The sequence below is a fragment of the Opitutia bacterium ISCC 52 genome, from assembly GCA_014529675.2.
In the GTDB taxonomy this organism is placed as follows: Bacteria; Verrucomicrobiota; Verrucomicrobiia; order Opitutales; family UBA2995; genus UBA2995.
The window spans coordinates 3241859-3257886 of sequence record CP076040.1 but is presented as its reverse complement, the minus strand read 5'-3'; the positions used below and the strand labels follow the sequence as shown (position 1 = coordinate 3257886).

At 47.6% G+C, this 16028-nt stretch carries 13 protein-coding genes and 1 pseudogene; 8 read left to right on the top strand and 6 right to left on the bottom strand.

The annotated features are described in order from the left end of the window. Window positions 1-192: 192 nt before the first annotated feature. The gene (locus GA003_13900) at window positions 193-1329 is read right to left on the bottom strand and encodes a glycosyltransferase family 1 protein (protein ID QXD27112.1); all 1137 of its coding nucleotides are present in this window, start codon (window positions 1327-1329) and stop codon (window positions 193-195) included. A gap of 136 nt (window positions 1330-1465) precedes the next feature. Between GA003_13900 and miaA the strand changes: the two genes are divergently transcribed. Next, window positions 1466-2395, top strand: a complete 930-nt coding sequence (gene miaA / locus GA003_13895) for a tRNA (adenosine(37)-N6)-dimethylallyltransferase MiaA (protein ID QXD27111.1) — start codon at window positions 1466-1468, stop codon at window positions 2393-2395. A 6-nt stretch (window positions 2396-2401) separates the two neighbouring features. On the opposite strand, the gene GA003_13890 is transcribed toward miaA, so the two are convergent. From GA003_13890 to GA003_13870, 5 genes and pseudogenes are all read right to left on the bottom strand, one after another. Then, the gene (locus GA003_13890) at window positions 2402-4090 is read right to left on the bottom strand and encodes a hypothetical protein (GenBank protein QXD27110.1); all 1689 of its coding nucleotides are present in this window, start codon (window positions 4088-4090) and stop codon (window positions 2402-2404) included. A 126-nt stretch (window positions 4091-4216) separates the two neighbouring features. Next, on the bottom strand, window positions 4217-4717 hold the full coding sequence (locus GA003_13885) for a GNAT family N-acetyltransferase (protein QXD27109.1): 501 nt from the start codon (window positions 4715-4717) through the stop codon (window positions 4217-4219). Window positions 4718-4947: 230 nt separating this feature from the next. Then, window positions 4948-5985, bottom strand: a pseudogene (locus GA003_13880) (YihY/virulence factor BrkB family protein). Window positions 5986-6278: 293 nt separating this feature from the next. Beyond that, window positions 6279-7118, bottom strand: a complete 840-nt coding sequence (locus GA003_13875) for an NAD(+)/NADH kinase (protein ID QXD27108.1) — start codon at window positions 7116-7118, stop codon at window positions 6279-6281. Window positions 7119-7191: 73 nt separating this feature from the next. Further along, window positions 7192-7944, bottom strand: a complete 753-nt coding sequence (locus GA003_13870) for a TlyA family RNA methyltransferase (GenBank protein ID QXD27107.1) — start codon at window positions 7942-7944, stop codon at window positions 7192-7194. 313 nt (window positions 7945-8257) lie between these two features. Between GA003_13870 and GA003_13865 the strand changes: the two genes are divergently transcribed. The 7 genes from GA003_13865 to mraY all read left to right on the top strand — a co-directional run bounded on the left by GA003_13865 (window position 8258) and on the right by mraY (window position 16028). Next, window positions 8258-8554, top strand: a complete 297-nt coding sequence (locus GA003_13865) for a division/cell wall cluster transcriptional repressor MraZ (GenBank protein QXD27106.1) — start codon at window positions 8258-8260, stop codon at window positions 8552-8554. Window positions 8555-8776: 222 nt separating this feature from the next. Further along, window positions 8777-9745: a 16S rRNA (cytosine(1402)-N(4))-methyltransferase RsmH gene (rsmH, locus tag GA003_13860; protein ID QXD27105.1), complete on the top strand. Its 969-nt coding sequence runs from the start codon at window positions 8777-8779 to the stop codon at window positions 9743-9745. A 3-nt stretch (window positions 9746-9748) separates the two neighbouring features. Beyond that, window positions 9749-10147: a hypothetical protein gene (locus GA003_13855; protein ID QXD27104.1), complete on the top strand. Its 399-nt coding sequence runs from the start codon at window positions 9749-9751 to the stop codon at window positions 10145-10147. Window positions 10148-10149: 2 nt separating this feature from the next. Further along, on the top strand, window positions 10150-11931 hold the full coding sequence (locus GA003_13850; GenBank protein ID QXD27103.1) for a penicillin-binding protein 2: 1782 nt from the start codon (window positions 10150-10152) through the stop codon (window positions 11929-11931). Between the two features lie 112 nt (window positions 11932-12043). Next, window positions 12044-13543 (top strand): UDP-N-acetylmuramoyl-L-alanyl-D-glutamate--2,6-diaminopimelate ligase, encoded by a 1500-nt coding sequence (locus GA003_13845; protein ID QXD27102.1) that lies wholly within the window; start codon window positions 12044-12046, stop codon window positions 13541-13543. Next, window positions 13540-14934, top strand: a complete 1395-nt coding sequence (locus tag GA003_13840; GenBank protein ID QXD27101.1) for a UDP-N-acetylmuramoyl-tripeptide--D-alanyl-D-alanine ligase — start codon at window positions 13540-13542, stop codon at window positions 14932-14934. Before GA003_13845 ends, GA003_13840 begins: the two co-directional genes overlap by 4 nt. After that, a complete protein-coding gene (gene mraY / locus GA003_13835) occupies window positions 14928-16028 on the top strand; it encodes a phospho-N-acetylmuramoyl-pentapeptide-transferase (protein ID QXD27100.1) in 1101 nt (366 codons plus the stop codon). Before GA003_13840 ends, mraY begins: the two co-directional genes overlap by 7 nt.

The following is a 16028-nucleotide window of genomic DNA, read 5'->3' as shown; positions in this document are numbered from 1 at the left end:
GCCCTGTATGGGGATTTCTGTTACAAATAGGGGATCTAAGTGGAAGTTTTTAGATCAGGGATTCTCTCTGGCTTTACAGTACAATTCCTGCTTTTTGGGACCAGAAATAGGACTTGTGAATAAAACTCCCAAAATGAGTAGAAAAAAGAACTGAGTGCGGTATCAGTCCTTTTTGCCTTTGCCAAGAAGAAGTTATTCATAACGTGATTTTGCCTCTTCAACGTCTTCAAGGTAGCTTTCCAGGATGGCGTCCCAGCTAAGGCCTTCTGCTGTTTTTCGGGCCTCTTTTCTGGCTTCTGGCCACTGATCTCGATTGGAAAATATGAGCTCAGATTGCTCTAAAAAGGCTTCTGAGTCGTCAAAATTTGCCAGCCAGCCATTTTGTCCGTGAGAAATGTATTTTCCGGGTGCTGCGTAGTTGTAGCCCAATACAGCAAGGCCACTGGCTAGTGCTTCCGTGACGACATTCCCAAAGGTTTCAGTTGTACTTGGGAACAAGAACGCGTCTCCCGATGCGTAATATCTGGCAAGGTCCTCTCCGCGCTGCATTCCGGCAAAGATCAGCTCAGGGTGGGCTTTCTCAATCTTTGCTCTTTCAGGACCATCGCCCACGAGGACAAATTTCATATCCGGGCAAATAGGCAAAACTCTTTCGTAGGCCTTTACGGCAAGAGGGATATTCTTTTCCCCAGCCAAACGGCCTACATAAATCAAAACGGGTTGATCATTATTCACTCCCCAGGATTTGCGGAGTTCCTGATCGCGTCGAGCAGGGCTGAATAATTCCGTATCAACGCCGCGTCCCATGATCTTGAGGTTTTTAAATCCAGCCTTTTTGAGGTCTCCGCCTAAGTCTTCACTGGGTACGAGCGTCAGTCGTGTTTTGTTATGAAAAAAGCCGAGACCAGCGAGACCGATATTGGCAAGCCAACCCAAGCGGTAGTGTTTTCCGTAGGAGTGAAAATTGGTGTGGAAACTGGAAATAATAGGGATGCCGTTGCGCCTTGCGGAAAAAAGAGCCTGCCAGCCCAGGGGCCCTTCCGTTGCGATGTGGACCACATCGGGTTGGAACGCTTTCCACTGCCGCTTAAGCGAGTTGAAGCCGGCCACACCCATTTTGAGTATATCGTAGCCGGGGATGGGGATTCCGGTAACTAGTGATTCGGTATAACCTTCAGGTGTTTGGTCACCATCGCCCTTAAATTGTCGAGGGCGAATAACGTGAACCTGATGACCTTTTTTGCTCAGACCATTGACTAGTCTGTTTAAGGTCATGGAGACGCCATTTATCTCTGGCGGGAAGGTTTCAGTAACCAGGCAGATTTTCACGATGATAGGATGAAAAGAAAGAAGACTCCCAAGACATAGGGTAACCTTCCCCGATATCAAAGGGTTTTTTACTAAATGTTTGGTTAAGGAGTCGAAGGATTGACGATCGGGGGTGGGCTAGGAAGGATTCCTCACCGTGGATTCGACGCTTTACATCATAACTGGATACACGGCTGTCGGGAAAACTCGATTGTCGCTGGATTGGGCCAAGGCTCATAACGCGGAGATTATTTCGTGTGATTCTCTGCTCTTTTATCGAGGCATGGATGTTGGAACTGCGAAACCGTCGGCTGAAGAGATGGCAGAAGTTCCTCACCATCTGATAGATGTTGTATCGCCGTCTCTCCAGTATTCGATCCATGAATACTTGGGGGCTGTGAAAGCCGTTGTGGCTGGTATTCATGCTCGAGGTAAAAGAGTGTTAGTTGTTGGAGGGAGTGGGTTTTACCTTAATGCGTATTTTGCTCCTGTTGTGGATCATTTAAAGTTAGATCCAGCTCTGGAGGCTGAAATTGTTGACCGGTTCAACAGTCAATCTCTTGAGGACTCGGTGAAAGCGCTCGAATTGCTGAACCCCAACGGTCTTGGGAATTTGGATACTCAGAATCCACGTCGAGTATTGAAAGCGTGGTTACGTTGTCTTGCTGCAGGAAAACCCTTGGCCGAGGTCCTTCAAGATTTCAAAAAGCTACCTGGAGAATTTGATCATTTTGATAGAGAGCTCATTGTACTGTCCCGTCCTAAGGAGGATCTTGAAGCGCGCGTAGAGCTGCGAATTGATCAAATGATTTCGGATGGATTAGTGGAGGAAGTTGAGGGCTTGCTGGATGAGGGGATCAGGAATAATCCAAGTGCTGCCGGATCCATTGGCTATCGAGAAACTATCGCCTATTTAGCAGGGGAACTCCCCGAGGCAGAGCTTGCAGGGACGATTGCTCAGAATACCAGACGGCTACTCAAGAAGCAGCGGACATGGTTTAAGAAATTCCTACCACAGGAAGCTGTGAAAGATGTTTCGACCCTCGATTCTCTCCCCACTAACTGGCACCGAATCGGTGCACGTTGAGGACACTTAGATTTCGGCGTTCTCTTGTGCGAATTGAGTGCCTGAAAGCGCCTCAGCCATCATCTCCTGCATGATAAACTGCACGTTTGATGTACTCGCTTTCTGTCTTTCCAGGTAGGCTATCACTTCTTCAGATTCAGATGTAAGTTCCTGAACTGACTTTTTGACAGCAAATACAAGGACGCCTTCGGTTGCGGTGGAAACCCAATCGGAGACATCACTTTCATTCAGATTCTCCAGTTGCGGAACTAAGTCTGCACCAAAGCCAGTTGGAGGAGTGGCGTTTTTCTTGAACGCTTCAAAGGCCTGATGTGTCAAGTTCTGTGCTTTGGCTGCGTCTGCAAAGGATTGTCCATCTGCTAAGGCTTTTTGGACAGCCTCTTTAATAGTGGCTCCGTTTTCTGTGAATTTTGCCCGTTTTTGTTCCTCGATAAAATCGCTGGTTACCTTCGCCAAGATCTCTGGAAGTTCCGGTGTGTAAGCAGGTTCTTCACCTTGGTAGATAAGGATTACATACTCATTCCCATTTTGAATGGGATCTGAGAAATAGCGGCTATCATTTAAATTGAATACTTGTCCTAGCGTCTGATTGGTTAACCCGTCCTGCATGATTACAGCGGATTGTGGGTAGGGTACCAATTCCTTGAGCGCGAGGCTGGCTTCTGAGATTGCGGCATCGAACGCTTCGCTACCATTTTCAATCTCACTGTCGAATAGCTTATAAGCGAACGCTTCGGCCACTTCTTGTGCTTTCTTATTAGCTCGGTCATTTCGGATCTCTTCAATGACCTGATCCTCTACATCGGTTAAAGTAACTTCAGGAGCTTTTGGTGTTTCTGTGGTTCCGTCTTCCTTTTCAATTGGGGCTGGAGCCGGAATCGCTGCCTGATAGCGCGCTTTATTGGTGAAAAAGTGAATGCTCTTTTCACCTGCTTCGGGGATATACTCATTGTCGACATAGTCGGCTGGATCGAATTTCAGGTAGCTGGCCTTGGCTCGAGTATCGACCGCGTAACGGAAACTGTTGTTGGTGTAGAAGCTTTCGAGCTCTTCCTGGGTGGGTTCGATCTCTACCTGGAATTCGTTGTAGGCGAGCCTTGCTGTTTCCAAAGTCCACTCAGTGTTTTCGTCTTGAGTGGCGTGTATTGCTTCAACTGGAAGTATGTAGCCAGGGCCACCCAGTAGCTCCTGCAATTTCTGAACTCGATAGTCGTCCTTCAAGACACTGGTCAAATAAGCCTCTGTTAGTCCGGTAGTTTCTAAAGAAGAGACAAAGGCGGAGAACCGTGTTTGATCAAAGGCTTGAGTGCTAAAATCCATAAAGCCATTCAGGCTTTGGATGTGCTCCTTGAGCTGATCCTTGGTAGGACCGGGGAGGCCTATTTGATCTGCCATGTGCAGGAAACCCGCTCTTGAAAGTGAATAATCCACAACCATGGACTCGCTTGGGGGGCCGAAAAAAGACGGGTAAATCAGCGTGAGGCTGAGCTGGCCGCGTCCGAAGACTGCTTCGCTGCCCTGAGCGGTGGAAAGGTCATGGCTGAGGAACGGTTGGCTTCTAACCGTGGGGCCATTATTGCCCCAAGGACTAAAATTCCCGATCGTGAAGACGAAAGCGACGATCATTACGCCAAGAAGTAGCACCATAAACCATTTATAGTGCTTAATTAAAGAGGTCTGAATCCAGTTGAACATAGGTTTTTACGAAATCGCTCACGCTAGATAAGGCGAATACGTTGTCAATAGACTAAAGACGACTTCTGTGGTTCTCTTTTACCGTCCTGAATTACGAAATTTTGGAAGGAATGACCCTCCGTCCTCCTATTGGGATTGGAGTGCTTTTTCCATCCAAAGAACGTCCCAGTATTCTCCGTATTTTTGTCCAGCCTGGGAAAAGATGCCAATTTCAGTGAATCCAAACTTTTTATGGATGGCGACCGATCCTTCGTTTGGAAGGGTAATTCCTGCGAATGCGCGATTGAGGTCTTCTTTCTTCAGCCGATTAAAAAGCTCGCTGTATAGTTGTGATCCCAGGCCTTGTTGGCGTATTTCTGGCCGTAAATAGATCGTTGTGGCAACCGAGGTTTGATAGGCGCACCGTTCGTGAAATTCTGTTGAGCAAGCGTATCCCAGAACTGTTTCTCCTTCTACCCCCACGATCAGTTGATGGCGTCCGGTTTCTGAAAAGCCTTTCATCCACTCCAATCGCTCCTGAGTGTTGAGGACTTCTAGCTTAAAATTAGCGGGTGTGTGCTGAATGTAATAGTTGCCGACCTCATTGATCCCATCGACATCGATTGCTTGAGCTGAACGAATTTCCACAATTCTCAGTTTTGACCAGTTTCCAGTAATTTATCAAGTGAATGATGCTGCCAATCTTTCTGGAAATTGGATTCCGCTTTTTGGCTGAATTCACTTATCCAGGGATCCACTGAAAGTAACAATTCTTTGCCCTCAGAGTTCCCGTAGTTGTCGAGTGATTGTTTGAATTGAAACAAATCAATGTTGCCAAGCGGCTTCGCTGGCTGGAATCGTTTTGTTACTCCAGATTTTTAAGATTCGCTTGTAGTGAGCGTTATGAATCTCATCTCAATGAGTTTTGAAAGTGATTCGTTAAGAATCTGTCCTGGCACACGAAGGTGCCTGCTAAGCTCGGTCGCCGAATAGGCTGGATGGCAGTTTTTGAAGCGACGGGCAATGAGGATCAGCGCTGCTAAACTGAGAATTTCGCGAGTCGAATGACTGGTGTTTTGCCAGGCTTTCTGGTTGGCCAAGAAGTTTGCATTCTGAATCGCGTAGGTGATTTGACCACCTACAATAATGAATACCCAAAATATATAGAGGGCCAGCATCATGATTGGTACGATGCCTAGAGAGCCGTAAAGGCTTTGCTGGTTCACCACATAGGTTACGTAGAAGACGGAGAGTTTTTTATCGAGTAACAGTAATACGGATACGGTAAAGGCACCGCTCAGCGCTGGATAAAAGTAAACTTGGGTGTTGGGGATATATTGGTAGAACCACGCCAAGAGGCCGATCATTAAAAAGAATGAGAGTAGGGGAGCTAGCCACCTAACTAACTCGAGAATATGTTCTCCCAGTGGCAGGCCCTCTACTATTTGGACGTATTGACCAGCGGAGTAAAATGCCAAAATGGCTACCGCGATAACTCCACCTATGACGATAAAAAAGGAGTAAGAGCTGAATCGCTGTAACCAACTGCGTCCGCGACGAACACCCCAGATATCGTTAAATGCTTTTTCAACGGCCATGAATAGTTGGATCGCGATGAACGCTAAAAGCAGTATTCCCAAGATTCCAAATGCTCCAGATTTCGCGCTCTCAATAAATCCATTGAGGCTTGTCAGAAGGTTTTCGTTTACTAGGGAGTTATTGCCCTGGGCATCGAAATACTCTTTCAGGGGCGGAGCCAGAAAGATGATGAAATTGTTTATTAACTCCAAGACCTTTGCCTGATCTACAGATTCTATAATGAATCCTGCCGCGAGTAATAGTATGGCTGCGAGCGGGCCCAATGCTAAAAGCGAGCTGTAGCAGAGAGCAGCCGACCGTACGAATACGTTGTTTCGGGTTTTACCCTCTTAGCCTCGCTGAGAGATTGCAATTGCTCTAAATTATAGGGGCCTTTGGCCTCCTCTGAGTCAGGATAGCGAATGAAATATTCCGACATGATAGTGAGATAGCTTTGTTTGAGCTGTTTGGGTTGATAGTGAGTTTTGAGCCTAGTTTAAAAGAGGCGAGGGGCTCTGCGACAACCCGGGAATATTTTTTTACAATCTATTCAAGCCCTGAGGGCTTTAGATCCTTTCTTCCGTCGATTTTCTAGGGAAATTACTCTATTATCCCAATTCGATAGGAAGATCTAACCGTTATTCTTATGGCTTCCGCTCCACTTCAACTTTGTTCGCACGACTTCAAAGTGATTGAAATCGCTTTGGTGTATGATGGATAGCGATTTGGGGGAAAGTTCTAGCTCCAGTTGTTCTCCTGGTTCGATAGTCAGCCTGTTGGCTCCGTCCAGAATGACCTGAAGCCTCTTTGAATTTGAGGCATCTTTGACGGTGAGCTTTTCACTGCTATCAAAAATGATAGATCGGTTGCTCAAGGTGTGTGGGCAAATGGGGGTCATTGCTAACACCTTTGTGTCTGGACCAATCAGTGGTCCTCCGGCTGACAAATTGTAGGCTGTCGATCCTGTTGGAGTCGTGAAAATGATACCATCGCAAAGGTAGTCTGTGATAGTTCCTTTGGCGTTGGCGACATTCAGGTTAAGAATTGCACCAGACTTTAGTTCCTTTATTACCGCATCGTTCAAGGCAGTCGCTTGATCGCCTTTAGAAGATTTCGCCAATAGCATGCTACGTTCTGTTACGCAGTATTCTCCTTTTAGCACTCTAGGAAAGAGGTCTACGGCTTCTTCTGCAGAAAAAGTTGTTAGGAAGCCCAGTCCACCCCGGTTGACTCCTATTACTGGTACTGACTGGCGTGCGCATTCTTCGGCTACTCCCAGTAGAGTTCCATCCCCGCCTATAACGCAGCAAGCACTTACGTCTTTCAAGAAGTCTGGGTCGATGGGGAAGTTCGATGTGACTCTATGGGATTTGCACTCGCGCTCTGCAATTTTGATAAGTTCATCCGCCAACTCCGGAGCACCGGATTTAGTTTCGTTGATGAAGAAAACGATTGAATTCAGAGGCTGCATAAAGGCGATATTTGAAGAGGGAGCACTCTTGTTGGCAATGATGCTTTTCGCTGAAACAAAATATAGGGTACTATTAGCTGCGTTTGATGAGCCCCATGAGGTATTCACGGTTTCCATCCCCTCCGGAAATGGGTGACTCAATGGTGCCTTCAAGTTCAGCGGCCTCTAACTCATCCAGAGACCAGGAGAGAATATCGTCTAAGATCTTTTGGCGGACAGCATCATCTCTTATTACGCCACGTCCTTTATCGACCAGTTGTTTGTCTGCCTCAAACTGAGGTTTAATCAGAGAAATGAGCTTACCTCCGGATTTTAGTATTGGCCAAATGGCGGGCAATACCTTCTTAAGAGATATGAAAGACAGGTCCATGACTACCAAATCATAATCAGGGTAGGGTAATTGATCTGGAGTAAGGTACCGTGCGTTCAGTTTTTCGATATTAGTAACCCTCTGGTCTTGTCCTAACTTGTTGTGGAGTTGTGCTCGCCCCACGTCGATGCAAACGGCTGTTTCAATTCCCCTCTGCAGTAGACAGTCCGTAAATCCACCCGTCGAAGCTCCAACGTCTAAAGATCTTAATCCAGCTGTCTTGGTGGGAAACGCCTCCAGGTAAGCTTCGAGCTTCTCGCCACCTCGTCCTACAAATCGGGGAGGCTGGATCAGGGAGATCTCGGTATCTGGCGCATAGGTTTTTCCCGGTTTATCCAGGATTTCGGTCCCTCGACGGACTTTTCCAGCCAGAATGAGAGCCTTCGCTCGTGATCTTGAATCACAGAGGCCCCGCTCCACTAAAAGCTCGTCCAGTCGCCAGTTTTTATTCTCCACGTCGGCTAGTCACGGAAAACCCCAGTTAAAGGGCAAAAAAAATCTAAAAAGGGGACTGAATTCTTGACATGTGTCGCAAAGTGTCGCGAAATGTCATCTTATCCCGCGAGTAGACCGGTAAATGCTCTCTTCTAAGCACAGAAAATTTGCAGGGGGATATCTTCATTCCCTTGACTCCAAAAATCGTGTAACCGTCCCAAAAAAGTGGCGGTTCGACGGCGACGATGGAGATTCTGCGTACCTCGCGATCCCCCAGCCAGTCGGCTATATTTGGCTCTGTCCCCCTAATAAGGTGGAGCAATTGGAGGAGACCATGGAGTCCATCCTCCCTTCAGACTTAGAAGGCCAAAACTTCATCATGTATGTCATGGAGAAGTCCGAGATGGTCACCTGCGACAAAAGCGGTCGAGTGGTTTTGACCCCGGAATTGATCGAGCATGCTGGTTTGGATAAGCAAGCCCAGCTTATCGGAATGTTTGGTTCCTGGGCCATTTGGAACCCAGAGCGATATGCACAATTTAGAGAAGACCCATACTCCTTAAATATTGGAGCCAAGGGCCGTCGCCTCCTCGCCGTTATGGAGAAGATTTGGAAAACCGGAATAATGTAATCCCTAAAAGAGCAGCAAAAATAATGAGACTATCACAATCACTATATTCATCTGGCGTTTTAAATAACGGCAAGGTCCTCCATTGCAACGAATGGGACATTGGTGATTACAGGTCTACAGATAGTTCAGCTGCGCGTTGGGTGCGAAATGCACAAATCCGAAGAGACCCCCATTTAGAAACTACACTGAAAGAAGAACCCTCCCGCTGGAGGATACTCAAAAATGTTTTGCGGATCGGATAGCCCTGTCAGTGGGGACACTGGCAAAGGACACCTCCCGGTATTACTCCGGGAGGTGCTTGGGCTTTTTGCAGCCGGTGAAAATAAGACCTACTTGGACGCCACCTTTGGTGGAGGTGGGCATACCCGTGCACTGCTGGAATCAGGTTCAACTGTTTCTGTCGTAGCTATTGACTGCGATCCAGAAGCCGCTGAGAGAGCTCGCGCCATCAGTGATGCATTTCCCGGCCGATTTCGGTTTTACGATCTTAATTTCTCTCAAATGGATCGAGTAGAAGAAGAAGCCTTTGACGGTGTGCTGTTTGATTATGGCGTTTCTTCCTTCCATTTTGATCAAGCTGATCGAGGATTTTCCTTCAAAGCAGATGCGGATGCGGACATGCGGCTCAACCCGCGTGAAGGTCAAACCGCTGCCGAATTTTTAGAGACCGCCAGTCGCCATGAACTCATCCAGGCCATCAAGGTATATGGAGAGGAGCCTTCTTGGCGACGCATCGTAGAGGCTATTCTCAATGCTCGCGGTACCCAAGTTCTTCAAAATACGAAGAGCATTGCTTCACTTATTTCCACTACAATCCCAGCTCCCGTCCGGAGGCGCAGTAAATTGAATCCTGCTACCAAAACTTTCCAGGGTGTGCGGATCGCGGTCAACCGCGAACTCGATGTTATCGAGACTGCATTACCTAAGGCTTTTGATTTACTTGCTCCGGACGGGGTCCTTGCTGCCATAAGCTTCCACTCGTTGGAAGACCGGATAGTAAAACGTTATTTTCGTCAGCTCTGTGGGCAGCCAGTGGATCGATTAGATTCCACGCCTCAGCAGTTACGAACGGTCGTTGCGGAAGCGCTTACACGTAAACCCATTACGGCGACCCAGGAAGAGATGGCCCAAAACCCCAGGTCGCGATCCGCCAAGCTGCGGGCCGTCCGTAAGCTTGTAGGACTCACCTGAGGAATGAAATACGGATTTGTCTATACTCGTTGGTTACTGACCCTGACATTTTTCTGTCTCATGGGGCTACTCGCTGTAGGTATGCTCACGGTGCATTCCAAGAGGACTCTGCGTGCATTGGCTGTTGATATAAATAGAAGTGAAACCGTATTGGAGGAGCTTAGCCGTCGTCAGGACATTCTGGATACGGACTTGGCGAGTTCTTTGAATCCTGTTTATCTTAAGCAACTGGTTTCAATGTCTGGCCTTGAATTAGGTCCACCTCGGGAGGATCGAATTATCGTAGTGCCTCCCCCAAGCTCTGAGGTCTCTCGGCCCCTAAGAAATGAAGTAGTTGGTCAATCGCCGGTTTATAGAACTCGATTTCAGATCGCCAATAACCATCCAGGGGAAAGCGAATAGGCATGGCGCGAGGTGGCATTCGATTAACACGACTCCTTTGGGTCTTTGTGGTGTTTGTCCTTGGTTTTTCAGCCGTTCTTTATCGCTTGGTTGATCTCCAGGTCTTACATCCGGATGCGCTTGTCGAGGAAAGCGAACGCATTCGCATAAGGATTGAAGAGCAAGAAGCGCGTCGTGGTGATATCTATGACCGCAATCACAATTTATTGGCGACTACTCGAACGGTCCGACAGGTGGGGGTTGATCCGGAATCTCTGGATCCCGAAGACAAGGCGAATTGGCACAAGCTAGCGAAGCTACTAAATATCAGTTACACGGATATTTATAAGAAGATGAAGAGTGGAACCCGTCTGGTTGACGGCGAGGCTCGGAAGATTCGGTTCAAGGTGCTTGCGGATGCAGTTGAGGAAAAAACTTACCGTGAGATCTTAAAATTGGAGATTGATGGTGTTTATGGAAACCGCTACTTCAAGCGTGTCTATCCCAACAACACGCTCGCGGCTCACGTTCTTGGTTATGTAAATAAAGAAGACAAGGCTGTCACTGGTATCGAAAAGGAAATGAATTTCTACCTCGAAGGTCAGACGGGTTGGCTGGAGACCGAGTACGATGGCCGTCGAAGGGAAATGGCTCAATTCCGCAAACGGCAAGTGGATGCCAAAGATGGATTCCATGTCTCATTGACCATCGATATGATGGTGCAGCATGTGATCGAGTTGGAGTTGAAAGAGCTCACCAAGTTGAATCCCGATGGAGCTACTATCATTGTAAGCGATCCTTCTACTGGGAACATTCTAGGTATGGCCAATTGGCCAACTTACGACCCGAACGAATTTAATAACACTGAAAAGTACCAAGTAGCCTACCAGCGCAATTTGGCTGTGACGGATATTTACGAGCCGGGATCGACTTTTAAAATCGTACCGATTGGTGCCGCTCTCTCAGAAGAGATCATTAATCCGGCCATGACTTTCAATTGTTCACTCGATCGAGTTCCTTACAGAGGCCGCATCGTGAGACTTCCGCGAGATCATGGTAAAGATTATGGAGTCTTGAATGTGGAAGATGTTATTGCATATTCCAGTAACCGGGGTGCGGCACAGGTGGGCATCATGCTTGGAGAGCAACGACTCTACAATTATGCGAAAGCGTTTGGGTTTGGAACAGATACAGGGTTCTTGTTAGGCCCGGAGCGAGACGGCATTTTGCATGAACCAAAGAATTGGGATGGATTAACCATCTCTCGTTTACCCATGGGACATGCGATTGCGGTGACTCCGCTTCAGGCGCATTTCGCCATGTCGGTATTGGCAAATGACGGTGTGCTGATGAAGCCACAGATTATTAGTCGAGTGGAGGATCCAGACGGCAACTTGATTGATAGCTTTGAACCCAAAGCCATCCGGCGTGTTATTTCAGCATCAGCGTCCCGAACGTTATCTCGTATGCTGGTCAAGACGGTCAGTCCAGAAGGCACTGCACCGCAGGCTCAGATCCCAGGAATGGAAGTGGCCGGTAAAACAGGTACAGCACAAAGACTGAAAGAAACGGGCGGATATTCTGACACCGAAGTGGATGTTTCTTTCATCGGATATTTTCCGGCCAGCGACCCACGCTTGGTCATTACAGTAGTCATTTATAACCCACAGGAAGGAATCCGTTACGGCGGTCAGCTCGCTGGTCCGGTCTTCAAGCGGGTTGCTGAACAATTAATCCATTTACAAGGCATTTCGCCCAAAGCAGCCATCCGTGGTTTTTTAGCCATGGACGCCCCAGAGGAGTAACCCATTTATGATAGGATTTGCGGATCTTGAAGCACATACATTCAGTACTTTTTACCGGACTCACAGACGCTGGGGAACAGCCGAGCACGGATCCCAGTCTCAACCAAAGCGAATGCAACCAACCCTCCAGAAACTCTTTCCAGAATCACTGCGCGTAAAGCATGTTGGAAACTTGAATCGACCTGTATCGGCTCTGGTGACTGATAGCCGTCGCGTTATACCTGGAGCTGTTTTTTTTGCCATCCCAGGTCTGCGTACCAGCGGAACCTATTTCGTAGAGGAAGCTATCGATCGTGGGGCTGTAGCTGTTGTTTCAGAAAGTGATCGCCTTTATCCTCAGACGACAACCATTCAGGTTGACAATATACGCGAAGTAGTTGCGCGCGTTGCGCGTCACTTTTATGGCACTCCCGATAAAAAATTGGACCTGATTGGGATAACTGGAACGAATGGAAAGACCACGGTTTCGTATTTGGTGCAGAGTTTATTGAATAGCGCCTCCAAGACCCAAAAGACAGGATTGATCGGTACGGTCCAATATGATCTTGGAGAGCGCACCATCCCTTCCTTCAAAACAACACCTGAAGCGATTGATACGTTTGCTTTGCTTAAGCAAATAGCTGACGGGGGATGTCAACGAGGTGTGATGGAAGTGAGTAGTCATGGCATCGATCAACAACGTATTTTTGGGGCTGAATTCGACGTCGCCGTTTTTCTCAATCTAACTCGTGATCACCTCGACTATCACAAGGATTTTGAGACCTACTTTCAGGTCAAGCGTCGGCTTTTTACAGGCGAAGTAGGAAAGATCCCGAAGGTATCTGTTGTAAACCTCGACGATGAGTTTGGCAGACGACTGGTTACTGATCTTCCCGAAGATACGAAGGTGATTACCTTTTCGCTTAATAATTCGGATGCAGATATCTACTTAGGGGAATACACCTGTTATCACGAAGGATCGATGTTCACGCTTCATTGGAATGGGGAGAGCAAGAGCCTTTCAACGCCACTAGCTGGTCATTATAACTTAAGTAACATTCTGGCCGCATTGGCAGTTTGCCAGGGAGTTGGCTTGGACTTGCACAGTGTGTTTCCTGCGTTGAAAAAATTTGCCGGAGTGCCGGGGCGAATGGAACGTATCGAAGGTGCCGAAGGATTTGATGTGTTCGTCGACTATGCTCACACCGATGATGCTTTAGACAAAGCATTGGGCATGCTTCGTGAAATTACGCGAGGTAGGCTGATCGTAACCTTTGGTTGCGGTGGTAATCGTGACCGGGACAAGCGGAAATCTATGATGGAAGTGGCGCAAAAGCACGCAGATTTTGTGTGTGCAACTTCTGATAATCCACGTGGTGAATCCGTGGAGTCTATTTTGTCCGACATGCGAGAAGGGGTCACCAAACCGGACGAAGTAGAGTATATTGCAGATCGTCGTTCGGCCATTAGTCGAGCTTTGGACATGGCTGAACCCGGCGATACCGTGCTCATTGCAGGAAAAGGGCATGAGACCATGCAGGAATTTAAAGATCGAATTGTACCGTTCGATGATCGGGTGGTTGCACGCGATTTGCTTGAAATGAAACAACTGGTTAAGGGCAGAAAAAAGTGACGCCCCTGAGTACGCAGCATTTTTCAGATTGGACGGGAGGTCATTGGCTAGGTACTCCGCCAGAATCGGTGGATGATCTCATGATCGATACGCGGAAACTCCAGTCGGGTCAGATGTTTGTGGCTATCACATCAGACGCTCGAGACGGTCACGATTTTGTGGAACAAGCCAAAGAAAGGGGTGCGTCAGCAGCGCTTGTTTCGAAGGCCCAAGCGCATATCGATCTGCCTCAACTCATTGTTGCCGATGTTGAGAAGGCATTACAGGATTTGGCGATCCAACAGCGTATCGAATTTTCCGGAACGGCTATAGGTATTACGGGTAGTTGTGGTAAGACGTCGACCAAGGAGATGTTGGCCTTGCTGCTCGGTGAAGATACCCTAAAGACCTTTGCCAATTTCAATAACCACTTGGGAGTTCCTTTGACCTTACTTCGTCTGCGCCCGAACTACAAGCAGGCCGTTGTGGAGGTGGGAATGAATGCAACCGGTGAGATTGCATCCCTGTCGCGTATTCTCCAGCCGGATTATTCGATTATTACCACGGTCGCGCCGGTTCATCTTGAAGGGGTTCATTCGCTGCAAGGTGTGGCCGAAGAGAAAGCAGAATTAGTAAAGGCAACCAAAAAGCTATCTGTGCTTCCGGTTCAATGTTTCAGGTTTCCTGCTTTTGCATCCATAACTACACCCTGCCTAATCGTTGGAAAACCTGAACCGGGAAGAGAATATCCGAAGGCTTCCACTTTCATCGATTTCAGCCTGGACCAGCAGTTGGACAAAACAGACATCGTATTGCGTCCCAAGGGTGGAGCGGTACTGAGCTTCACAGTAGGTCGGACGAGTGATGGCATGGCTCGCAATATTGTACTTTCCCTCGCACTGGCTTTAGAACTCGGTCTGGACACATATACCCTGCAAAACCATTTGGAAAATTGGCAGCCGACTGACATGAGATGTGAGCGGGACCAATTGGGTGAATTGGATTTCTTTATCGATTGCTACAACGCCAATCCGGCGAGCATGCGTGATTCCATTGAGTTCTTTAATTCCACCACGCCTGAGGAGACGCCGCGTTATTATGTGATTGGTGGGATGAAGGAACTGGGTGAGTACACGGAGGAATATCATCGAGAGCTTGGACGGTCCTTTAAACTTCGTTCTGTTGACCGTCTTTATCTGACGGGGGATGAGGTGGATGGATTCCTTTCTGGATTCCGTGCCGCTGGTCGAGACGAAGAGCATGTGAAAGTATTTAAAGATCCGGCGGAAGTCGTTAAGGAGCTCCGTCACCTTGAAGGAGCTGTTTTCTTAAAAGGGAGTCGCAGCTATGCTTTGGAAACCATCTATCATAAACTGAAGGAAATTTTCCGGCCTGTTGAATCGACATGTTAAGCTATCTGGCAGATTTTGAGCAATACTGGGGCCCGCTACGGTTGTTTCGCTATATTACATTCCGTGCGCTTTTCGGTTCTGCCACCGCGTTGGTGTTGGGATTCATTATTGCTGGTCCGCTGTTTGAGCACTTGGGACGGTTTAAGTTGCATCAATCGCTTCGTGATAAATCAGAAGTGGGAAATCTTGCAGAATTGCATGCAGGTAAAAAAGGCACTCCAACCATGGGTGGATTGATGATCTACCTTTCGGTGACTTTTAGTACCTTCCTTTGGGCTGAGCCCAATGTGTATGTTCTGACTGCTTTGGTCGTGTATACCGGGCTTACCGTGTTAGGCTTTCTAGATGACCATGCAAAGGTAACGAAAAAGAATAGTGCGGGTCTTAGTAAGAAGCAGAAAATTATCTGGCAGACGCTCATTACGGTAGCTGCTTTGAGCATGCTGCTTATTCACCCTGACAGTGCGACTAAGGTAAAAGAATTGTGGGTTCCGTTCTTTAAAGACCCACTGGTCCTGGCCTTACCCCTTCCGTTCCTTTTTGTCTTCCTCTTTTTCATATTAGTTGGATCGTCCAATGCTATCAATCTAACCGATGGAATTGATGGTTTGGCGATTGGGTGCACTATCTCAGTGGCATTGGTTTATGCCATTATGGCTTATTCCACAGGTAATCTGATAATTGCTGATTATTTATTTATTAGTTACGTGCCTGGAGTAGGGGAGTTAAGTATTATCTGTGGGTGCCTGGTAGGATCAGGATTGGCATTTTTGTGGTACAACTCACATCCTGCAGAAGTCTTTATGGGAGATACGGGATCCTTAGCCTTGGGTGGTTTGATTGGAGTCATTGCATTCATGGTTCACCAGCCACTTACCTTGGTTATTGTTGGGGGAATTTTCGTGATGGAGGCCCTATCGGTGATCATTCAGGTATTCTCTTACAAAACCCGGAAAAAACGTGTTTTTAAAATGGCACCTATTCATCATCATTTTGAATTAAAAGGTTGGCCTGAGTCCAAAGTCGTAATACGTTTCTGGATACTTTCACTTGCATTTGCTCTTGCAGGCCTAGGGACGCTGAAATTGCGCTAA